At 61.8% G+C, this 21497-nt stretch carries 19 protein-coding genes, 1 pseudogene and 1 riboswitch; of the genes and pseudogenes, 10 read left to right on the forward strand and 10 right to left on the reverse strand.

From position 1 onward, the window contains the following. The first annotated feature begins 14 nt into the window (after nucleotides 1–14). Nucleotides 15–632: a PAQR family membrane homeostasis protein TrhA gene (gene trhA, locus J3P82_RS02045; RefSeq protein WP_434560336.1), complete on the forward strand. Its 618-nt coding sequence runs from the start codon at nucleotides 15–17 to the stop codon at nucleotides 630–632. On the opposite strand, the gene J3P82_RS02050 is transcribed toward trhA, so the two are convergent. Then, nucleotides 620–1543, reverse strand: a complete 924-nt coding sequence (locus J3P82_RS02050) for a LysR family transcriptional regulator (protein ID WP_434560338.1) — start codon at nucleotides 1541–1543, stop codon at nucleotides 620–622. The two genes, trhA and J3P82_RS02050, sit on opposite strands and share 13 nt — an antisense overlap. A 105-nt stretch (nucleotides 1544–1648) precedes the next feature. Here J3P82_RS02050 and J3P82_RS02055 point away from each other — a divergent pair, with 105 nt between their 5' ends. Both J3P82_RS02055 and J3P82_RS02060 read left to right on the forward strand, forming a co-directional pair. Further along, a complete protein-coding gene (locus J3P82_RS02055; protein ID WP_434560340.1) occupies nucleotides 1649–2890 on the forward strand; it encodes a D-amino acid dehydrogenase in 1242 nt (413 codons plus the stop codon). 22 nt (nucleotides 2891–2912) lie between these two features. Then, nucleotides 2913–3662 carry a transporter substrate-binding domain-containing protein gene (locus J3P82_RS02060; RefSeq protein WP_434560342.1) on the forward strand — a complete coding sequence of 250 codons (750 nt, stop codon included), beginning with the start codon at nucleotides 2913–2915 and terminating at the stop codon, nucleotides 3660–3662. Nucleotides 3663–3690: 28 nt separating this feature from the next. On the opposite strand, the gene J3P82_RS02065 is transcribed toward J3P82_RS02060, so the two are convergent. Then, nucleotides 3691–4410 carry a 16S rRNA (uracil(1498)-N(3))-methyltransferase gene (locus J3P82_RS02065; RefSeq protein ID WP_434560344.1) on the reverse strand — a complete coding sequence of 240 codons (720 nt, stop codon included), beginning with the start codon at nucleotides 4408–4410 and terminating at the stop codon, nucleotides 3691–3693. A gap of 154 nt (nucleotides 4411–4564) precedes the next feature. Next, nucleotides 4565–5971, reverse strand: coding sequence for an adenosylmethionine--8-amino-7-oxononanoate transaminase (locus J3P82_RS02070; protein ID WP_434560346.1), 1407 nt, complete (start codon nucleotides 5969–5971; stop codon nucleotides 4565–4567). Between the two features lie 222 nt (nucleotides 5972–6193). Between J3P82_RS02070 and J3P82_RS02075 the strand changes: the two genes are divergently transcribed. The 3 genes from J3P82_RS02075 to J3P82_RS02085 all read left to right on the forward strand — a co-directional run bounded on the left by J3P82_RS02075 (nucleotide 6194) and on the right by J3P82_RS02085 (nucleotide 10042). Then, complete coding sequence (locus J3P82_RS02075) at nucleotides 6194–7954, forward strand: flavin monoamine oxidase family protein (protein WP_434560348.1); 1761 nt, start codon at nucleotides 6194–6196, stop codon at nucleotides 7952–7954. 922 nt (nucleotides 7955–8876) lie between these two features. Next, nucleotides 8877–9428: a cytochrome b gene (locus J3P82_RS02080; RefSeq protein WP_434560350.1), complete on the forward strand. Its 552-nt coding sequence runs from the start codon at nucleotides 8877–8879 to the stop codon at nucleotides 9426–9428. A 32-nt stretch (nucleotides 9429–9460) separates the two neighbouring features. Beyond that, the gene (locus tag J3P82_RS02085; protein ID WP_305498214.1) at nucleotides 9461–10042 is read left to right on the forward strand and encodes a YceI family protein; all 582 of its coding nucleotides are present in this window, start codon (nucleotides 9461–9463) and stop codon (nucleotides 10040–10042) included. Nucleotides 10043–10111: 69 nt separating this feature from the next. Here the strand turns inward: J3P82_RS02085 and J3P82_RS02090 are convergent, their stop codons facing one another. The 4 genes and pseudogenes from J3P82_RS02090 to ahcY form a co-directional block, all read right to left on the reverse strand. Next, nucleotides 10112–11983, reverse strand: coding sequence for a DEAD/DEAH box helicase (locus J3P82_RS02090; RefSeq protein ID WP_434560352.1), 1872 nt, complete (start codon nucleotides 11981–11983; stop codon nucleotides 10112–10114). Nucleotides 11984–12213: 230 nt separating this feature from the next. Then, nucleotides 12214–13025 (reverse strand): annotated as a pseudogene (locus tag J3P82_RS02095) (substrate-binding periplasmic protein); the annotation flags it as partial. Between the two features lie 138 nt (nucleotides 13026–13163). Further along, the gene (gene metF / locus J3P82_RS02100; RefSeq protein WP_434560354.1) at nucleotides 13164–14009 is read right to left on the reverse strand and encodes a methylenetetrahydrofolate reductase [NAD(P)H]; all 846 of its coding nucleotides are present in this window, start codon (nucleotides 14007–14009) and stop codon (nucleotides 13164–13166) included. Between the two features lie 179 nt (nucleotides 14010–14188). Then, nucleotides 14189–15598: an adenosylhomocysteinase gene (gene ahcY / locus J3P82_RS02105; RefSeq protein WP_434560356.1), complete on the reverse strand. Its 1410-nt coding sequence runs from the start codon at nucleotides 15596–15598 to the stop codon at nucleotides 14189–14191. Nucleotides 15599–15621: 23 nt separating this feature from the next. Beyond that, a riboswitch (S-adenosyl-L-homocysteine riboswitch) is annotated at nucleotides 15622–15728 on the reverse strand. Nucleotides 15729–15902: 174 nt separating this feature from the next. Here ahcY and J3P82_RS02110 point away from each other — a divergent pair. Together J3P82_RS02110 and J3P82_RS02115 are read left to right on the forward strand one after the other, a co-directional pair. After that, nucleotides 15903–16304: an acyl-CoA thioesterase gene (locus tag J3P82_RS02110; RefSeq protein WP_030137870.1), complete on the forward strand. Its 402-nt coding sequence runs from the start codon at nucleotides 15903–15905 to the stop codon at nucleotides 16302–16304. Nucleotides 16305–16435: 131 nt separating this feature from the next. Further along, on the forward strand, nucleotides 16436–17320 hold the full coding sequence (locus J3P82_RS02115) for a formate/nitrite transporter family protein (RefSeq protein ID WP_434560358.1): 885 nt from the start codon (nucleotides 16436–16438) through the stop codon (nucleotides 17318–17320). Here the strand turns inward: J3P82_RS02115 and J3P82_RS02120 are convergent. Further along, the gene (locus J3P82_RS02120; protein ID WP_434560360.1) at nucleotides 17271–18440 is read right to left on the reverse strand and encodes an MFS transporter; all 1170 of its coding nucleotides are present in this window, start codon (nucleotides 18438–18440) and stop codon (nucleotides 17271–17273) included. The two genes, J3P82_RS02115 and J3P82_RS02120, sit on opposite strands and share 50 nt — an antisense overlap. A 285-nt stretch (nucleotides 18441–18725) precedes the next feature. Here J3P82_RS02120 and J3P82_RS02125 point away from each other — a divergent pair, with 285 nt between their 5' ends. Beyond that, nucleotides 18726–19109, forward strand: coding sequence for an MAPEG family protein (locus J3P82_RS02125; RefSeq protein WP_249877090.1), 384 nt, complete (start codon nucleotides 18726–18728; stop codon nucleotides 19107–19109). A gap of 135 nt (nucleotides 19110–19244) precedes the next feature. Here the strand turns inward: J3P82_RS02125 and mltA are convergent, their stop codons facing one another. Then, a complete protein-coding gene (gene mltA / locus J3P82_RS02130) occupies nucleotides 19245–20432 on the reverse strand; it encodes a murein transglycosylase A (protein ID WP_434560362.1) in 1188 nt (395 codons plus the stop codon). A gap of 122 nt (nucleotides 20433–20554) precedes the next feature. Between mltA and J3P82_RS02135 the strand changes: the two genes are divergently transcribed. Continuing rightward, nucleotides 20555–21004: a c-type cytochrome gene (locus J3P82_RS02135; protein ID WP_434560364.1), complete on the forward strand. Its 450-nt coding sequence runs from the start codon at nucleotides 20555–20557 to the stop codon at nucleotides 21002–21004. 15 nt (nucleotides 21005–21019) lie between these two features. On the opposite strand, the gene J3P82_RS02140 is transcribed toward J3P82_RS02135, so the two are convergent. Then, nucleotides 21020–21415 (reverse strand): DUF1090 domain-containing protein, encoded by a 396-nt coding sequence (locus J3P82_RS02140; protein ID WP_434560366.1) that lies wholly within the window; start codon nucleotides 21413–21415, stop codon nucleotides 21020–21022. Nucleotides 21416–21497 lie beyond the last annotated feature (82 nt).

Below are 21497 nucleotides of genomic sequence, written 5' to 3' on the forward strand. Positions count from 1 at the left end.
TAGGGTGGGATTGGATGTATCACGGGGAACGACTCAACGCCTGGACGCATTTGGTGGGGGCGGTCGCGGCGGTTATCGGCGCGGTGTGGTTGCTGGTGATTGCCGGGATGGCCGGCGATCCCTGGAAGATCGTCAGCGTGGCGATCTATGGGTTCACCTTGCTGGTGCTCTACAGCGCCTCGACGGTTTATCACAGCGTGCGCGGGCGCCGGAAAGAGATCATGCAAAAGGTCGATCATTTTTCGATCTATCTGCTGATTGCCGGCAGTTATACGCCGTTCTGCCTGGTGACCCTGCGCGGGCCGTGGGGCTGGACCTTGTTCGGGATCGTCTGGGGACTGGCCGTGATCGGCATCCTGCAGGAGATCAAGCCGCGTTCCGAAGCGCGGATCCTGTCGATTGTCATCTATGCGGTGATGGGCTGGATTGTATTGATCGCGGTCAAGCCGTTGCTGGCGGCCCTGGGCAGCACCGGTTTCGCCTGGCTGGCCTCGGGCGGCGTGCTCTACACCGTCGGCATCATTTTTTTCGCCCTCGATCATCGCCTGCGCCATGCCCATGGCATCTGGCACCTGTTCGTGATCGCCGGGAGCCTGCTGCACTTCGTGGCAATTCTGTTCTATGTGCTTTGAGCGGTGGCGAACAGGCGATCCAACTGCGCCTGGGCCTGGCTGGCAACAATCTCCAGCAAGGCGCCCAGCGTATGCGCCGCAGCCTCGTTGGCTCGGGTCACGGCGTAAAGGCAAATGGGCAGAGGCGGCGCCAGTGGCCGGATGGCCGTGCGGGTGCTCGAGGCGCCCAAGGCCGTGAAGGGGTCGATAACCGCCAGCCCGGCGCCGGACTCGACCATGGCCCGGGCCAGAGAATAGGTTTGCACAGCGATGTTGACGCGCGGTGGCGGCTCCACCGATATGAGATAGCCGTCCAGCCTAGCGGATAAAGGGTCGGTGCTGGACAGGCCGATCAATGGCGCATCGGCCAGTTCCTGCAACGGCATCGGACTGCCGATTGCCGCTTCGGGCCAATGGTCGCGCGGGGCCAGCGCCACCAACACACCGCTGGCGAGCGGCTGGGCCTTGAGCCCCGGGTGGTCGGGAGGTTGCAAGGTCAGGGCGACGTCGATTTCACGCATCAGCAGGTTCTGCGTCAGTTCGCGGCTATGGGCGCTGGACAGCTCGCAGACGATGTCCGGATAGCGTCGGGTCCATTGATGGACCGCCGCGGGCAACAATGCCAGGGCCAAGGCCGGCGTGGCGCCGATCCGCAGGCTGTGCCCCGGCTCGCGGCGCAGGCTCTGGGCCAGGCGTCGAACACCTTGCAGGCTTTCGCTGACCTTGTCGACCTCGCGTTCCAGTTCCAGCGCCTCGGGCGTGGCCTGCAACTTGCCGCGCACCCGCAAGAACAGCGCAAACCCCAGTTGCTGCTCGGCATGCTGCAACACCTTGGTCACCGCCGGCTGGGAAACGTGCAGCAACTGGGCGGCGCCGCTGATGGAGCCGGCCTGGCGAATGGCCTGGAAAACCTCGATATGACGAAGGCGCATGACAAGCCCATAACCTTTGCTTATAGGAGGCCCATCTTTATTCATTGTTCGAGGGCTGTCACCTGGTTCTAATCTCGGTCCATTCGAAACGGGTGTGAGATGGACATGGCTGAGCGGGTCTGCATCATCGGTGGCGGTGTGGTCGGGTTGGCGACGGCTTATGCGCTGGTTCGCGATGGCATCGACGTCACGCTGATGGACGCCCGGAATGAGGTGGGCAGCGAAACCAGTTTCGCCAACGGCGGCCAGTTGTCCTATCGCTACGTCACGCCGCTGGCTGACGCCGGCGTGCCGTGGCAGGCGTTGGGCTGGATGTTGCGTGGCGATTCGCCGCTCAAGCTGCGTCCGCGCCTGGATCCGGCGCAATGGCGCTGGATGGCGGCGTTTGTTGCCGCATGCCGGACCTCGATCAACCGGCGCAACGGCGCGCACCTTTTGCGCCTGGCATTGTTGAGCCAGGCGACGCTCCAGACCTGGCGTGAAGAAGACCGTCTCGACGGCTTCGAGTGGCGGCGCAACGGCAAGTTGGTGACGTTTCGCAGTGCCGGCCATTTTCAACACGCACGCCAGCGAGTGACCGATCACGTTCATCAGCACGTGCTGGGCCCAACCGAATGCGCTGGCCTGGAGCCTGCCTTGGCTGGCGTGTCGTGGGCGGGGGCGATCTACACGCCGGATGAGGAAGTCGCCGATTGCCACGGTTTTTGCCTGCAACTGGCGGCGCGACTGCGGGCGTCAGGGCGCTGCGAATTCATGTTGGGGCGCGCCGTGACGGGTATCCATCATGCCAACGGGGCGGTGCAAGCGGTCGACCTGGGCGAGCGACGCCTGGAAGTGGAGCACTTGGTCATCGCCGCCGGGCACCGCAGCGCAGCGCTTGCATTGCCAGGGATGCGAATGCCGTTGTACCCGCTCAAGGGCTACAGCCTGACGGTGCCGATCGATGCGCGACACCGCGCGCCTGAACTGAGCATCACCGACTATGACCGCAAGGTCGTCTACGCTCGCATCGGTGAACAACTGCGAGTGGCGGCGATGGTGGACATTGTCGGCTTCGACCCAGCGCCAGACCCCAGACGCCTGGCCCTGATCCGGCGTCAGGCCATGGAAACGTTCCCGCTGGTCGGCGATTACGAACGCGCCGTCGAGTGGGCGGGCATGCGTCCGGCCACGCCCAGCGGCGTGCCGCTGATCGGCGCCACGGGTTATCGCAACCTGTGGCTCAACCTCGGCCATGGCGCCTTGGGATTTACCCTGGCCTGCGGCAGCGGTCGTTTGCTCAGCGAACTGATCCGCCATCGCACGCCTTCTATCGACATGCAGGGCCTCACGCCCCGCGCCGCCTGACCTACCGCAACGGAGAATAACAATGCAAAAAATCACGTTGATCGGCTGCACCCTGAGCCTGCTGCTCGGCTCCCAGGTTTTCGCCAACGAGCCGCCCCCGGTTGGCACGCTGGACAAGATCGCCAGCAGCCACAGCATCACCCTGGGCTATCGCGATGCTTCGGTGCCGTTTTCCTATATCGCAGATAACAGCGGCAAGCCGATGGGTTATTCGGTGGAACTAGCGAACAAGGTGGTCGAGCGCATCAAACAGCAACTGGCGCTGCCGCAACTGAACGTGAAGTACAACCTGGTGACTTCCCAAACCCGCATTCCCCTGGTGCAAAACGGCACTGTGGACTTGGAGTGCGGCTCCACCGGCGTGACCGCCGAGCGCCAGAAGCAAGTGGCGTTTTCCTACGGCTTCATTTACGTAAAGGGCCAGTTGCTGACGGCCAAGGACAGCGGCATCCGCAGCTTCGCCGATCTGCGCGGCAAGAACGTGGTGACCACGGCAGGCACCACCAACGAGCGCTTCCTCAAAAGCTACAACCAGAACAACCAGGTCGACATGTTCGTCATCAGCGCCAAGGACCACGGCGAAGCCTTCCCGCGGTTCCTCGCGCTGGTCAATGCGACTCTCGCGGATTTGTACAAGTCAGGCGAGATCAACGCGATCTATGATCGCTGGTTCCAGAAGCCGATCCCACCCAAGGGCTTGAACCTGGAATTCCCCATGACCAGCGAATTGAAGGCGATCATTGCCAAGCCGACCAGTGATCCGGTGAAATAAACTTCTTACACCGGGGAAATTTCCAGCTTCAGAAATCTCCCCACAACTGCTGCGCCACGGCCAGCGCTACCACTGGCGCGGTTTCGGTGCGCAGCACGCGGGGGCCGAGGCGGGCGGCGTGGTAGCCGTTGCCCTTGGCTTGCCCGACCTCGGCGTCGGATAGGCCACCCTCCGGGCCGATCAGGAATGCCAGCGTTGTCGGCTTGGCATGGCTGACCAGCGGCTCGGCCACCGGATGCAGCACCAGCTTCAGTTCGGCGGCGGTCTGCTTCAACCAGTCGGCCAGCAATAAGGGTGGATGAATCACTGGGACGGTGGAGCGCCCGCATTGCTCGCAGGCGCTGATCGCCACTTGGCGCCAGTGCAGCAAACGCTTGTCGGCGCGTTCATCCTTGAGGCGCACTTCGCAGCGCTCGGTGAAAATCGGCGTGATCTCGCTGACGCCCAGTTCCGTGGCTTTCTGGATCGCCCAATCCATGCGCTCGCCCCGGGACAGGCCCTGGCCCAGGTGAATACGCAAGGGCGATTCAGCCTGGCCGGCAAATTGTTCGTCGAGCTGCACGCGCACACGCTTCTTGCCGACTTCGGCCAGGGTGCCGCGAAACTCCTGGCCAGAGCCGTCGAACACCTGCACCGCATCACCCTCGGCCATGCGCAGCACACGGCCGATGTAATGGGCCTGGGCTTCGGGCAGTTCATGGCCGCCGAGGCTCAGGGGCGTGTCGATGAAGAAGCGGGACAGTCTCATGTTTTGTTCTCTAAGTACGGGTGCGCATTGCTGCATGGTCAAGTGCTGTTGTGGCGAGGGAGCTTGCTCCCGCTCGATTGCGCAGCAATCGCAAGAATGGGGCCGCTACGCAGCCCAGCGGGAGCAAGCTCCCTCGCCACGGGAAAGCGTGCAATCAGCCTGGATCACGAAAGCCTGGGTGGAAATCCTTCGGCACCGCCACGCTGACCGTGTCTCGCGTGGCGATGTCGATACCTTCGCTGGCGACCTCGGCCAGAAAGTCGATCTGTTCCGGCGTGATCACATAAGGCGGCAGGAAATACACCACGCTGCCCAGCGGCCGCAGCAACGCGCCGCGCTCCAAGGCATGCTGGAACACCGTCAGGCCGCGGCGCTCCTGCCACGGATAGGCGGTCTTGCTGGCCTTGTCCTTGACCATTTCGATGGCGAGCACCATGCCGGTCTGGCGCACTTCGGCCACGTTGGGATGGTCGGCCAGGTGCGCCGTGGCGCTCGCCATCCGCTGGGCCAGGGCCTTGTTGTTTTCGATAACGTTGTCTTCTTCGAAGATGTCCAGCGTCGCCAGGGCGGCCGCGCAGGCCAGCGGATTGCCGGTGTAGCTGTGGGAATGCAGGAAGGCGCGCAGGGTCGGATAGTCGTCGTAAAAGGCGCTGTAGACCTCATCGGTGGTCACGCATGCCGCCAGCGGCAGGTAACCGCCCGTCAGGGCCTTCGACAGGCAGAGGAAATCCGGCGTGATGCCGGCCTGTTCACAGGCAAACATCGTCCCGGTGCGGCCGAAGCCGACCGCGATTTCATCGTGGATCAGGTGCACGCCGTAGCGGTCGCAAGCTTCGCGCAATAACTTCAAATACACCGGGTGATACATGCGCATCCCGCCGGCGCCCTGGATCAGCGGTTCGACGATCACTGCCGCCACCGTGTCGTGGTGCTCGGCCAGGGTCTGTTCCATCGCGGCGAACATGTTGCGCGAATGCTCTTCCCAACCCATGCCGTCGGGGCGGTGGTAGCAGTCGGGGCTCGGCACTTTAATGGTGTCCAGCAGCAACGCCTTGTAGGTTTCGGTGAACAGCGGCACGTCGCCCACCGACATCGCCGCGATGGTTTCGCCGTGGTAGCTGTTGCTCAGGGTGACGAAACGCTTTTTGTCCGGTCGGCCGCGGTTGATCCAATAGTGAAAGCTCATCTTCATCGCCACTTCGATGCAGGACGAGCCGTTATCGGCGTAGAAGCATCGGGTCAAGCCTTCAGGCGTCATCTTTACCAGGCGTTCGGACAGCTCGATCACCGGCTGGTGGCTGAAACCGGCGAGGATCACATGTTCCAGTTGATCGACCTGATCCTTGATGCGCTGGTTGATGCGCGGGTTGGCGTGGCCGAACACGTTGACCCACCAGGAACTGACGGCGTCGAGGTAGCGCTTGCCTTCAAAGTCTTCCAGCCACACGCCTTCGCCGCGCTTGATAGGGATCAGCGGCAGCTGTTCGTGATCTTTCATCTGCGTGCAAGGATGCCACAGCACCGCGAGGTCGCGTTGCATCCACTGGTTATTCAGGCCCATGTACAGTCTCCTCGAGGCAGCTCGCGGCGGGCGCGGGCAAAACAATCGCGCAAGCCTATGCAATGGCGGGCCGGGGAACAACCCATTGTGTCGTCCGCGCTAGTTTCGGTGAGGCGATAGACGTCGCTGGCGGCGTTTTGATGGCTGACGTATTCTTCGCCGTTCCCGGAGCCGACTGGCTCGAAAAACCGAAAATTCTTACGTAATTCCGGAGTTCGCTGAATGTCTGCTGGTTGGCTGCGCGCCTGTGCGCTGGTGATGATAGGGCTGTTCAGCGTTTCGGCGCTGGCCAAGGACAAACAACCGACGGCCATCGTCATCGGCGGCGGGCTGGCCGGACTCACGGCGGCCTACGAATTGCAAAACAAGGGCTGGGCCGTGACCCTGCTGGAAGCCAAACCGAGCCTGGGCGGCCGTTCGGGCATGGCCACCAGCGAGTGGATCGGCAACGACAAGGTCCAGCCGGTACTGAACAAGTACGTTTCGACCTTCAAGCTGAGCACTACGCCGGCGCCGGAATTCGTGCGTACCCCCAGCTACCTGATCGACGGCACCTATTTTACTGCCGCCGACCTGGCGACCAAGCAGCCAGCGACCGCCGAAGCGCTCAAGCGCTACGAAACCACCCTGGATGATCTGGCCCGTTCCATCGACGACCCACTGAACCCGACGGCGACCAGTACGTTACACGCGCTCGACCAGATCACCGTGTCCAACTGGCTGGACCGTTTGCAACTGCCGGCCACCGCCCGACAGTTGGTCAACCAGGAAATCCGCACGCGCTATGACGAGCCGTCGCGCCTGTCGCTGCTTTATTTCGCCCAGCAGAACCGCGTCTATCGCGGCGTGTCCGACCGTGACCTGCGCGCCTCGCGCCTGCTCGGTGGCAGCCCGGTATTGGCCCAGGCGTTCGTCAAGCAACTGAAAACCATCAAGACCGCCTCGCCGGTGTCGGCCATTTCCCAGGACAAGGATGGCGTCACCGTCAAGGTCGGCAGCGTTGGTTACCAGGCCGACTATGTGGTGCTGGCCGTGCCCTTGCGGGCGCTGAACAAGATCCAGCTGACCCCGGCCCTGGATGCCCAGCACCTTGGCGCGATCAAAGGCACCAACTACGGCTGGCGCGACCAGATCATGCTCAAGTTCAAGACCCCGGTCTGGGACAGCAAGGCACGCATGTCGGGCGAGATCTACAGCAACGCCGGGCTCGGCATGATGTGGATCGAGCCGGCCATGAAGGGCGGCGCCAATGTGGTCATCAACCTGTCCGGCGACAATGCGCGAGTGATGCAGGCCTTCGGCGACAAACAGATGGTCGACCAGGTGCTGATCCGCCTCCACGCGTTTTATCCACAGGCGCGCGGCGCCTTCACCGGTTATGAAATCCGTCGCTACAGCACCGACCCTGCCATGGGCGGCGCGTACCTGGCGTTTGGTCCGGGCCAGATCAGCAAATACTGGCGCCTGTGGGAAAAGCCATTGCAGCGCGTAGCCTTTGCCGGCGAACACACCGACGCGCTGTACCCAGGCACCCTGGAAGGCGCACTGCGCAGCGGCCAGCGCGCCGCCAGCCAGGTTGAAGACCTGGCGGCGGGCAAGTCGTTCGAACCACCAAAAGTCGCCCCGGCCGCAGCAGCTGCCGCCGGAGCGGTGGCGGCGAAGAAAGGCAATTTCTTCAGCAACCTGTTCGGCGGCTCGGATGACGACAAGAAACCAGAGCCGGCCAAGGCCCCCGAGCCGGTAGCGCCGCCTCCAGCACCGGCACCGGCCCCCGTCCCAGCCCCAGCGCCGGTGGAACCACCCGCGCCGGCGCCAGCGAAGACCGAGCCAGCCAAGAAAGCTGCGGCCAAGCCAGCGGCGAAGAAGCCGGCGGCCAAGGCCCCGGCTAAAAAGGCCCCGGCGAAGGCACCTGTGAAAAAGGCTGAGCCAGTGAAGAAACCCGCCGCCAAACCGGCAACGACTGCTGAGACCAAGGCTCAGTAACGTCAAGTGGAAAGAACGCTGCCGTCCACTTAAGGCAAGCAATAAACCCGTGGCGAGGGAGCTTGCTCCCGCTGGGCCGCGAAGCGGCCCCAAACCCTCCCGATGCGGAACATCAGACACACCGCACCCGCCGGTTTACGACTGCTTCGCAGCCGAGCGGGAGCAAGCTCCCTCGCCACGGGTCGATCATTACGCCGACGTCCTACAGGGCTCGACGATATATCGGAAACTTCCCACCCTTTAACCGGAAGCAGGCGATAGAGCGCCCCAAGCCATACGTCTAGGCTCCTCGAAAAACAGGAGCGAAGTATGAAAATATTGATGGCGATGGTCATATTGGTTTCGATGTACGGGTGCGTTTATGGAGAATGTCGGGATCCTCTGATGATTCCCATGATTCCAGAACGAGACCCTCAGTTGGCGTACAAGTGCGCTTTCGATCCATACAGCCCCCAATGTTCAGTGAATTAGTAACTGACGGCTTTGGCTCGTAGAAACTGGAGCGAAATATGAGATTGATGGTTTTAGTTGCATTGATAGTTTTTTGTATCGGTGGCTGTACTAATGGACGAATAGCGCTGAAAAAGCATGATCCTCAATTAGCCTATAGATGCGACATGGATCCTTACAGGTCTGAGTACGTCAATCGGTGAGCAAGCTCGTTACCAGACGATTGATGGATACCCGATATCGCCTCCCATGCAGGCTTCGGTGGGAGCGAGCCTGCCCGCGATGGGCCTCCCAGTCATCCTGATCTCCTGCCTCCTCCTCGTAATCACGCAATGTATTCGCTTTAATCTTTCCTTAACGCACTCGTCCCAGACTGATGATCGTATTTCTCGATATTTCAAAGCGAAATTTTCCGCTTTAATTCGATAGATAACTCGCTAGTCTTGGTCACAGTTTTTACAGGATATGAGCAATGCAGCTACGCAACTCTGCTTCTCGCTATGGCTGGGTCAGCATCGTTTCGCACTGGGCCGTTGCCCTGGCGGTGTACGGATTGTTCGCGCTGGGCCTGTGGATGGTCGGCCTGGATTATTACAGCACCTGGCGCAAAGACGCGCCGGACATCCACAAGAGCATTGGCTTGGTGCTGCTGGCGGTGATGGTGCTGCGAGTGATTTGGCGGTTTGTCAGCCCGCCGCCACCGACCCTGGAAAGCTATGGCCGTCTTACCCGCGTCGGCGCCAGGATTGGTCATAGTGCACTGTATCTCGGGCTGTTCGCCGTGATGATCGCCGGTTACCTGATTTCCACCGCAGACGGTGTCGGGATCTCGGTGTTTGGTTTGTTTGAAGTACCCGCGCTGGTGTCCGGACTGCCTGATCAGGCAGACGTCGCCGGCCAGATCCATTTCTACCTGGCATGGGCGCTGGTAATTTTTTCCGGCCTCCATGCGTTGGCAGCATTGAAGCACCACTTTATCGACCGTGACGCGACCCTCAAGCGCATGCTGGGGCGCCAAGCCTGATGTTCAACCTCGACTCCAAAGGAATAGAAAGCATGTTGAAAAAGACGCTCGCCGCTCTGGCAATCGGTTCTGCCCTGCTGTCCGCCGGCCAGGCCATGGCCGCAGACTACGTGGTTGACAAGGAAGGCCAGCACGCCTTCGTCGACTTCAAGATCAGCCACCTGGGCTACAGCTACATCACTGGCACCTTCAAGGACATCGACGGCAAGTTCAGCTTCGACGCCGCCAAGCCTGAAGCCAGCAAGATCGAATTCAACGTCAATACCGCCAGCGTGTTCACCAACCACGCCGAGCGTGACAAGCACATCGCCAGCGCCGACTTCCTGAACGCCAGCAAATTCGGCAAGGCCACCTTCGTGTCCACCAGTGTCAAGTCCACCGGCGCAAACACCGCCGATGTGACCGGTGACCTGACCCTGCTGGGCGTGACCAAGCCGGTCGTGGTCAAGGCAACCTTCCTGGGCGAAGGCAAGGACCCATGGGGTGGCTACCGTGCCGGCTTCGAAGGCACTACCACCATCAAGCGCTCCGACTTCGGCAAGCAGAAAGACCTGGGTCCGAAATCCGACGTGGTCGAGCTGTACGTGACGTTTGAAGGTGTTCAAGCGAAGTAACTTTCGCGCCTGACAAAAAAACGCCCCTGGTCTTGCGACCAGGGGCGTTTTTTCAAGCGTTGGAAAAACTCAGCGATTGCGCGTCAGCAATGCCGGCTTCTCACCGCGTGGACGGCTTGGCAGTTGATCCAGCTGCTCAGGCGTCGGGAAACGATCGACCTTCGATTCCTTGTGCATGATTTTCGGCTGGCTGCCACGCGGGTTCTGCACGGCGGGTTCCTGGCGAGGCTGGTCGTCATCACGGGCCGGGCGGCGTGGCCGAGAGTCTTCGCGGCGGGCCTGGCCGTCACGCGGAGCGCCATTGCGCGGGCCGCTGCGCTTGGCCGGTGGCGTGCCGGTGGACGAGCCGTTGCTGTTGCGCGGACCGTTCTGGCGACCGCCCTGTGGCTGGCCACTGCGTGGTGCTGCGCCAGCGCCAGCGCCGGGTGCCGGGGCGCCTGGACGACGACCGCGACCTTGGGCCGGTTTCTGCTGTGGCACGTAGTCGACACGGTTGCCAAAGTTATCGACATCATCGTCAAGGAACTCATCCGGGGCACGATCGGCCGTGGCGCGCGGTGCTGGGCGCTGCTGCTCACGGGCTGGCGTACCTTCACGGGGCTTCTGCTCGCGGGCCGGACGTTCGCCGCGACCGCTGGTGGCCGCCTTTTCCTTGCCCTTGTCCTTGCCTTTGTCTTTACGACCGCCGCCACCGCCGCCGCCGTTTGGACCATCGCCGCGTGGACCACGCGGGTTGCGCGGGTTACGAACATCCGGACGCTCGCGCACTTCAGGTTTTTCAGCCTCGATAGTGCTGGAATCGAAGCCCATCAGGTCGCCGTCGGCGATTTTCTGCTTGGTCATGCGCTCGATGCTCTTGAGCAGCTTCTCTTCGTCCGGCGCGACCAGGGAGATCGCCTCGCCCGAACGACCGGCCCGGCCCGTACGGCCGATACGGTGTACGTAGTCTTCATCGACGTTCGGCAGTTCGAAGTTGACCACATGCGGCAATTGGTCGATGTCGAGGCCGCGAGCGGCGATGTCGGTGGCAACCAGGATGCGCACTTCGCCGGCCTTGAAGTCGGCCAGGGCCTTGGTGCGGGCGTTCTGGCTCTTGTTACCGTGGATCGCCACAGCCGGCAGGCCGTGCTTATCCAGGTACTCGGCCAGGCGGTTGGCGCCGTGCTTGGTGCGGGTGAACACCAGGACCTGTTCCCAGGCGCCGGTGGTGATCAGGTGCGCCAGCAGCGCACGCTTATGGCTGGACGGAAGGCGGAATACGCGTTGCTCGATGCGCTCGACCGTGGTGTTCGGCGGCGTGACTTCGATGCGTTCCGGGTTGTGCAAGAGCTTGCCGGCGAGGTCGGTGATGTCCTTGGAGAACGTCGCCGAGAACAGTAGGTTCTGGCGCTTGGCCGGCAGGCGGGCCAGCACTTTCTTCACGTCATGGACAAAACCCATGTCGAGCATGCGGTCGGCTTCGTCCAGCACGAGGATTTCCACGTGGGACAGATCGACGCTGCCCTGGCCAGCCAGGTCCAGCAGGCGACCGGGGCAGGCCACCAGCACGTCGACGCCACGCGCCATTGCCTGGACCTGCGGGTTCATGCCGACGCCGCCGAAAATGCAGGCACTGACGAATTTCAGGTCGCGAGCATAGACCTTGAAGCTTTCGTGTACCTGGGCCGCCAGTTCGCGGGTGGGGGTCAGGACCAGTACGCGCGGTTGGCGCGGGCCATGACGCTGGGATTTGTCTGGGTGACCGTTGGGAAACAACCGCTCCAGGATCGGAAGGGCGAAACCGCCGGTCTTGCCAGTACCTGTCTGTGCGGCGACCATCAGATCGCGACCTTGCAACACGGCGGGGATAGCCCGCTGTTGCACCGGGGTAGGCTGGGTGTAGCCGGCGGCTTCGATGGCGCCGACTAAAGCCTCGGAGAGACCGAGGGAAGCAAAGGACATGAGTAATCCTGTTTTTAGTGAGGGCCTGGCCCAAAGGGATAGTCTTGCCTGGCGCGAATGGGGTCAATCGAAGACCTCATCCCGTCCGGTCCCGCCGGGTCTGGAAGACGGGTCCGGACAGGGCTCGCGCGGGCTGGAAGCTGCGCTGTAGCGGTGTCGGGATGCCTTTTGCAAGACCGGGCGTCCGGGCGTGAGCCTGGCGGGAATGCCGGAGTATAACAGAGCAATCGCCGTGCGCCGCTTTCCTGCTGCTCAACGGTGTATTTCAACGCGGCACCGTGTCGGTCCCAGCCGCCTTGGCCGTCGGGCCGGCACCATAGCGGGCACTCAGCTCGGCATAGGCGGGCTCATGCTTGAAACGCTTGAGCTCAGCGCCGAAGCGTTGCACCAGCAGATCCATGCCGGCGCCGCGCCGCACCGCCAGGTATTGGCTTTGGCGGCTCACGACCGTGGGACTTTCGGTGATCTGGTCCCCCAGTTGTAGCGCCTTGAGCACATGCCGGCCGACCCGGCGATCAGTGATGAGCAAGTCAATCCGGCCCAGTTGCAACTTGCCGAAGTTGGCTTCGTGGGTGGGCGCCGCTTCTTGTTTGAATCGGGTCGATTCCCTGAACGCCTGACTGTACAGATAACCGGGGGAGGTGCCGACGGTCAGCCCGTCCAGGTCCTCGAGGCTACGAAACGGATGGGGCCTCGCGTTGGCGTAGAACATGACGAACTCCACATCCGACAGCGGTTCGCTGGGGTAGAGCAGCAAGGCATCGCGCTCGTCGCTGCGGAAGATGTCCAATGCGCCGTCCGCCAGCCCTTGCTCCAACATCGCCAGGCAACGTTTCCAGGGCAGCAGTTGCCATTCCACGTCGATGCCCAGGCGCTTGAAAACGATGGCCGTGGTTTCATAGTCCAGGCCCAAGGTCTTGCCATTTTCTTCATAGACATAGGGCGCCCAGGGTTCGGTGACAATGCGCAACTTCTCGGCCTGGGCGGCGACGCTCAGGCACAAGAGAAAGAGGGCTGTCAGTAACTGGACGACTACGGGCATGGCCGGAGGTTACGACGAGAACTCATCAAATAGCTAGAGCGCTCTGGCTCGCGGGTTGGTTGCCCTTTGCCTGCAAGGCGCATGAAAAAGGCCCGGGTTTTCACCAGGGCCTTTGCGTACCGGCACTTCGGGAGGTGCCTAGCGCGGCAGCTTGAGGTTGTTCCACACCGCGAGGCTAGGCTCGGCCTGGTTCAGCGTGTAGAAGTGCAGGCCCGGCGCGCCACCCTGCAGCAGCCGCTCACACATCTGCGTGATGACCTCTTCACCGAAGCTTTGGATGCTGGACGTGTCATCGCCGTAGGCTTCCAGTTGCTTGCGGATCCAGCGCGGGATTTCTGCCCCGCAGGCGTCGGAGAATCGCGCCAGCTTGCTGTAGTTGGTGATCGGCATGATCCCCGGTACCACAGGAATGTCGACACCCATCTTGCGAACGCGCTCGACGAAATAAAAATAGCTGTCGGCGTTGAAGAAGTACTGGGTAATCGCGCTGTTGGCGCCGGCGTTGGCCTTGCGCACGAAGTTGCGCAGGTCATCTTCGAAGTTTCGCGCCTGAGGGTGCATTTCCGGGTACGCGGCGATTTCAATGTGAAAGTGCTCGCCGGTTTCTTCGCGAATGAACTCAACCAGTTCATTGGCGTGACGCAGCTCGCCACTGGCCATGCCCATGCCTGAAGGCAGGTCGCCGCGCAGGGCCACGATGCGCTTGATGCCGGCGGCTTGGTATTGGGTCAGCAGGCTGCGCAGGTCATCCTTGCTATCGCCCACGCAAGAGAGATGCGGAGCGGCCGGGACTTTGACTTCGCTTTCGAGCTGCAGCACGGTGTTCATCGTGCGATCACGGGTCGAACCGCCGGCGCCGTAGGTGCAGGAGAAGAAATCGGGTTGGTAGCTGGCCAACTGACGGGCAGTGGCGATCAGTTTTTCATGCCCAGCATCGGTCTTCGTCGGGAAGAACTCGAAGCTGTAGCGGCGTTCTTGGGACATGGTCGGGGCTCCCAGCGGCAAGCTGCAAGCCACAAGCTGCAAGAGGACGGTGCGCCGAATTCTTGTGCTTTCAAGCTTGCAGCCTGCGGCTGCGTAATAGCGATGAAGAAGGAAGCCTCAAGCTGCAAGTGAACAACCGCTTTCACTTGCAGCTTGAAGCTCAAAGCTCGCAGCTGCCGTCAGTACCTATAAGCGTGCGGCTTGAACGGGCCTTCGACGGTGACGCCGATGTAGTCAGCTTGTTGCTTGGTCAGCTGGGTGACCACGCCGCCGAAACCGCGGACCATTTCCAGAGCTACTTCTTCGTCGAGTTTCTTCGGCAGCACTTCCACGGTCAGGCGCTCGGCTTTCTGGGCCGGCGACAGGTCGGCGTATTTCTGGCCGAACAGGAAGATCTGGGCGAGGACCTGGTTGGCGAACGAGCCGTCCATGATGCGGCTCGGGTGGCCAGTGGCGTTGCCGAGGTTAACCAGGCGGCCTTCGGCGAGCAGGATCAGGTAGTCGTCGTTCTGTGGGTCGAAGCTGCCAGTGCCGGTGCGGTGCACCTTGTGGACCTGCGGCTTGACTTCTTCCCATGCCCAGTTCTTGCGCATGAAAGCGGTGTCGATTTCGTTGTCGAAGTGACCGATGTTGCAGACCACGGCGCGCTTTTTCAGGGCCTTGAGCATGTTGGCGTCACAGACATTGACGTTACCGGTGGTGGTGACGATCAGGTCGATCTTGCCCAGCAGTGCCTTGTCGATGCTGGCCTCGGTGCCGTCGTTGATCCCGTCGATGAACGGCGAAACCAGCTCGAAACCGTCCATGCACGCTTGCATGGCGCAGATCGGGTCGACTTCCGACACCTTGACGATCATGCCTTCCTGACGCAGGGATTGGGCCGAACCCTTGCCCACGTCACCGTAGCCGATCACCAGGGCCTGCTTGCCCGACAGCAGGTGGTCGGTGCCGCGCTTGATGGCGTCGTTGAGGCTGTGACGGCAGCCGTACTTGTTGTCGTTCTTGCTCTTGGTCACCGAGTCGTTGACGTTGATGGCCGGGATCTTCAGTTCGCCCTTGGCCAGCATGTCCAGCAGGCGATGTACGCCGGTGGTGGTTTCTTCGGTCACGCCGTGGACCTTGTCCAGCACGGCCGGGTATTTCTTGTGCAACAGCTCGGTCAGGTCGCCGCCGTCGTCGAGGATCATGTTGGTGTCCCACGGCTGGCCATCCTTGAGGATGGTCTGCTCCAGGCACCACTCGTACTCTTGCTCGGTCTCGCCTTTCCAGGCGAATACCGGGATACCGGCAGCGGCGATGGCGGCAGCGGCCTGGTCCTGGGTCGAGAAGATGTTGCAGGAGGACCAACGAACTTCGGCACCCAGGGCAATCAGGGTTTCGATCAGCACGGCGGTCTGGATGGTCATGTGGATGCAGCCGAGGATTTTTGCGCCCTTCAACGGCTGTTCGCCAGAATATTTGCGACGCAGGCCCATCAGGGCTGGCATCTCGGATTCGGCAATGATGATTTCGCGACGGCCCCAGGCAGCCAAGGACATGTCGGCGACTTTGTAGTCGGTAAAAGCAGCAGGCGTGATAACAGCGCTCATGAAGAGCCTCCATTCGTAATGTATGCGAATGGGCGCCGTTGTGCGTTTAGTGCCTGTGCGGGGAGCCCCGTACAAACAACGCCCCATCCGAGCCTGACAGGTCGAGCCTGCTGCAGCGCCCCTCGGACAGGTGGCGGGAACGGTCCAAAGGCTGGACCGGGTAAAGCGGTGGCGATTATAACTGGCTTTGACTGGATAGTTGCAAGTGCGCAGCGACAAGCTGCAAGCTGCAAGCGGCAAGTTAGAAGCGCAAAAGCTCTTTTCTTGCCGCTTGTAGCTTAAAGCTTGCAGCTCAGGAGTGATCATGAATTTCCACACCCGCAAATGGGTCAAGCCCGAAGACCTCAACCCCAACGGCACGCTGTTCGGTGGCAGCCTGCTGCGCTGGATCGACGAAGAGGCGGCGATCTATGCCATCGTCCAGCTCGGTAACCAGCGTGTGGTCACCAAATACATCTCCGAAATCAACTTTGTCAGCGCCTCGCGCCAGGGCGACATCATCGAACTGGGTATCACCGCCACCGAGTTCGGCCGCACGTCCATCACCCTGACCTGCGAAGTGCGCAACAAGATCACTCGCAAGAGCATCCTGACGGTGGAAAAGATGGTTTTCGTCAACCTCGGCGAAGACGGCTTGCCCGCGCCCCATGGCCGGACGGAGATCAAGTACGTCAAGGATCAGTTTAAGGACGATACCGTGGAATAGGGTCGGCGTTGTGTTCTTCGCGAGCAGGCTCGCGAAGGCGGCATTACCGGCGCCGGTCATTTCCTGGCACCACTGAACAGCTCCGAGCGCCGCGTGTCGTAGGTACATCACGCCACCGGTTCAGGAGCTGTATGGACACTCATAAAGACGGCAAGACCCCTGACCTCTCGGCAGAGGAGCAGCACGAGGTCGACCGCAACCAGCCGCCACGGGCGGCGGTATTGCATGAAATCATTCGCACCCAGGGTGATCAGGAGCTGGAGCGCAGTGTCGCCGCCCTGTGGTGGTCGGCCCTGGCGGCCGGTTTGACGATGGGCTTGTCGCTGATGGCGATGGGGCTGCTCAACTCCCGGTTGCCGGACCATGAAGGCTTCAAGGTCATCGCCAGTTTTGGCTACTGCGCCGGCTTCCTGGCCGTGATCCTCGCGCGGCAGCAGTTATTCACCGAAAACACCCTGACGGCGGTGCTGCCGATCATGAGCAAACCCACGCTGGGCAACTTCGGCCGGTTGTTCCGGTTATGGGGCGTGGTGCTGGTGGGCAACCTGTGCGGCACCTTGCTGGTGGCCTATGTGATGCTGCACCTGCCGATCTTTGACCGGCGCACAGACCTGGCCTTTCTGGAGATTGGCCGCAAGGTGATGGAGAACGACACCGGCCAGATGTTCGCCAAAGGCATCATTTCCGGCTGGATGATCGCAACCATGGTGTGGATGATCCCCTCCATGGAGAACGCCAAGATGTGGATCATTGTCCTCATCACCTACCTCATGGCGCTCGGGGATTTCACCCACATCGTCGTGGGATCGGCCGAGGTGTCTTACCTGGTGTTTGCCGGGCAGCTGTCGTGGGAGGACTTCTGGATGGTGTTCGCCGCGCCGACCCTGGCGGGAAACATCATCGGCGGCAGCTTCATCTTTGCTCTGATCAGCCACGCCCAGGTGCGCAGCGAAACCAATACGCCCCTCAGTCGGCAAGGTCTGCCGCCGCGCCGACGTGACGTTGCCGATAAATGAAGTAAAGCGCGGTCAGCACGGTGAGCCCGCCGACCAGGGCGCCGGTCCACGGCAAGTCGGCGAGGTCGGCGCCGCTGGCGACCACCAGGCCGCCGATCCAGGCGCCGGCCGCGTTGCCCAGGTTGAAGGCGCTCTGGTTCAGGGTCGAGCCCAGGTTGGGGGCTTTGTGGGCCTGGTCGATGATCAGCAATTGCAGGATCGGGCACAGGGCGAACGCAAAGACGCCCCACAACACCAGGGTGATCGCCGCCGGAATCACCGATTGGCTGGTCTGGCTGAACGCGGCGAGCACCAGCACCACGGCCAGCGCCATGCCCACCAGGGACGGCAGCAAGCGCCGGTCAGCCAGGCGTCCGCCCAGGAAACTCCCCGCCGTCAGGCCCACGCCGAATAACAACAGCATGACGGTGATGCCGTGGGGACTCACGCCAGTGATGTCCTGCAGGATCGGTGCGATGTAAGTGAACACGCTGAACAGGCTGGTCGAAGCCAGCACGCTCATGCCCAGCGCCAGCAGCACATTGGCCTTGCCCAGCACCTTGAACTCACTGGCGAGGTTGGCCTTGTCCATGGGAATTTCCTTGGGCAGCCACACCCATTGGGCGATGGCTGCAATCACGCCGATGACCGCTACCGCCCAGAACGTCGATCGCCAGCCGGCGTATTGACCCAAGGCCGTGCCCAGCGGCACGCCCAGCACATTCGCCAGGGTCAGGCCGGTGAACATCATTGCAATCGCCTGGGCCCGTTTGTTCGGTGATACCAGCCCGGCGGCCACCACCGACCCGATGCCAAAAAATGCCCCGTGACAGAGCGCGGTGATGACTCGGGCAGCCATCAGCGTGACGTAGTTCGGCGCGAGGGCGCAGAGCACGTTGCCGAGAATGAACATCAGCGTCATGCCCAGCAGCGTGGCCTTGCGCGGCATGTTCGCGGTGCCGATCGCCAGGATCGGTGCGCCGAATACCACCCCCAGCGCATAGCCGGTAATCAGCAGCCCGGCGTGGGGAATGCTTACGGCCAGGTCACGGGCGACATCGGGCAACAGCCCCATGATGACAAATTCAGTTGTGCCGATGCCGAAAGCGGCGACGGCCAAAGCAAGCAAGGCGAGTGGCATGCGCAAGGTCTCTGTCTGTAGTCTTGACGCTCTGATCAGGCATACGCATGCCGATGCCTTGGTTCGAATGAACGGGCAGCAGCAGAATTATTGGAATTGATCTATGCGCAACTGAGTGCGGCGTGGTCGGGTGCAGTATAACGGTGGTGGTGCTTTTCGGCATGCGCTAGCTGAAAGAACCTTTCGGCCGGCCGCGACTCTTAGCCTGCGGGCTGGCATGCTGTGATGAAGCTCTAGCGGTGCTTGACGCTCGATTCTCGATAAAACTCAATAAGGAAATGCGGTATGACGGTAGCCCTGTGGTGCGTTTTGATTGCTTTTATCCTGCCTTACCTGTGTATCGGCATCGCCAAGGCCGGCGGCAGATACAGATTGCAAGATAACCACGACCCCCGGGATTTTCTCGACTCGCTCGAAGGCGCTCCCCGCCGTGCCTACGCCGCGCAATTGAACAGCTTTGAAATCGCCCCGTTTTTTGCCGCCGCCGTGATCGTCGCGCATCTGGCCGGCAATGCCGAGCTGGTCACCATCAATGTGCTGGCGGTGCTGTTCATCACCAGCCGCCTGCTCTACATCATTTGCTACCTGGCGGACTGGGCGATCCTGCGTTCGCTGGTGTGGTTCGTGGGGGTAGGGTTGGTACTGAGTTTCTTCTTTGTTTCGGTCTGAGGCTGTTTGTTGAATATTTGATATTTGTGCGGGCCTCTTCGCGAGCAGGCTCGCTCCCACAGTGGATCCCAGTGAATCCGGATCCACTGTGGGAGCGAGCCTGCTCGCGAAGGGATTGCACTGTCAGCTCATTCCTCAAGGATTGGCGCTGACCGCATTCGCCACCTGTGGCACTTGCGGCAGTGCCATGCCCTTGGGCCACAACATCCAGATCTGACCTTGCTGTTTCATGTCTCCGGCCAGTTGCCCGGCCGCGTCCCCGGTGCCCCAAAACAGATCCGCTCGGACTTCGCCAGAGATCGCGCCCCCTGTGTCCTGGGCGGCGACGGGACGGTTCAGGGCGCTGCCATCGGGGCGAGTCGTCGACAGCCACAGCAGGCTGCCCAACGGAATCACCTTGCGATCCACCGCCACGCTGTAGCCGGCGGTAAGCGGTACATTCAACGAGCCTCGCGGGCCTTCGTTGCTGTCGGGGTTGCGGTTGAAAAACACATAGCTGGGGTTGCTGCCCAGCAACTCGGGGATCCGCTCCGGATGGGCCTTGGCCCAGGCACTGATGGTGCCCATGGTCACGTCTTCTTTTTTCAGCTCGCCCTGTTCCACCAGCCAGCGGCCGATGGGCCGGTAGGGGTGGCCGTTCTGGTCGGCATAACCGATGCGCAACTGGCGGCCGTCATCGAGCCGGATGCGTCCCGAACCCTGGATCTGCAGGAATTGCAGGTTCATCGGGTCGGTGAGCCAGGCGATGACCGGCGCCTTCACGCCGTTGGCCTCGATGGTGCTGGCGTCGTCGTAGGGTTTCAGCACGCGGCCTTCGAGACGCCCGCGCAGGCGCTTGCCCTTGAGCTCCGGGTAGAGGCTGTCCAGCGCCACGACGATCATGTCTTCAGGCACACCGTAGACCGGGATATTCGCCGTGGCGGTCTGCGTGAGGCTGCCGGGATAGACCGGCTCGTAGTAGCCGGTAATCAGGCCGTTGGGGCTGTTTTCGCCCGAGCGCAGGCCATAGACGTCGAGGTTCTGTTTCAGGAAATTGCGTACAGCCGCGGCGGTTTGCGGCACATTGGCCGCCGCCGCGCAGGTCGGCCCCCAGGCCGCATCGGCCTTGAGGCGGGTGCAGGCGCTGCGCCAGGCGCCGAAGCCGGCCAGCAGGTCTTCATCGGCTACCGACGGAAGTGCCTCCCAGGGCGCGCTGACGTAGGTGGCGAGGGCATGAGTCTGAGGCTCCTCGACCTTTTCGCCGCGGTTGCAGCCGGCCAGCAGTGCAATCAGCGGTAAGGTCAACGCCAGGCCCGTGCGCCAGGACTTGAAGCGGCTGTTCATGATATTTCCTTTGCGGTCGTCCAGGCGCTGTCATGCGCCTGGCACCCGTATTGTTGATAGGGCCATTGGTGTTTTCCGACGACCCGGGGATACTAGCGGTCGTTTTCTGTCCAGAGGCCAAAATGTTTGTAAGACGATTTTCCATGGCAGTGCTGGCCTGCCTGATGCTGTCCGCCTGTGGTGGTGTCGATCCCAACTCACCATTGGGCCAGCGCAAGACGATTTTCAAGCAGATGCTCAAGACCAACGAAGAGTTGGGTGGAATGTTGCGTGGTCGTGTCCCGTTCGATGGCGCGCGTTTCGCCGAAGGCGCGGTGCAACTGGATCAACTTTCCCATGAACCGTGGAAACATTTTCCGCAGGTGCGTGAGCAGGATCACACCAGTGCCCGGGACGAAGTCTGGCAGAAGCAGGCGCGTTTCCAGGAACTGGCCCGCAGTCTCGAAGCGGCGACCGCCGAGTTGGTGACCGCCAGTCGGGTCCAGCCCTACCGGGCCAGTAACCTGGGGCCGGCGGTGCAGAAGGTCGAGGATGCGTGCAGTGCCTGTCATAAGGAATTCCGGGACTATTGAAACCCATCCCGGTGCTTATTTATCCAGCTCGTCCACCGCTTCCTGCAGCTCCTTGCGGGACGCCGCCAACTTGTCCTTGCGCTTGTTGATTCTCTCCGCGTCGCCTTTTTTCATGGCCTTTTCCAGGTCGGCCTGACGGCGACTGACTTCATGCTTGGCCTCCAGCACCTTGTTTTCACGCTCCTTGCGCAGGGAAGCATCGGTGCAGTGGGTGGTGACTTCGGCCAGGGCTGTTTCCAGCCCGGCCTGCTGGTCCTGATTGCCTCGGGACCTGGCCAGTTCGATCTGGTTGATGATGCCTTGGCGCTTGGCTGCGCAACCGGTCAGTTCCGGGCTCTGTTCATCCGCCATCAAGGGGGCGGCCATGGCACCGCATAAGGCCAGCAGGGCAACGGGGTACAGGAAATTCATAGCAACTCCGTATAAAAACTCACGAGCGGTCGAGACAGATGCGCAGTTGGAGCGCCTCCCGTCTCTTGGGTTCAACCGCACG

The sequence above is a fragment of the Pseudomonas sp. Z4-20 genome, from assembly GCF_051131955.1.
Classification (GTDB): Bacteria; Pseudomonadota; Gammaproteobacteria; order Pseudomonadales; family Pseudomonadaceae; genus Aquipseudomonas; species Aquipseudomonas marvdashtae.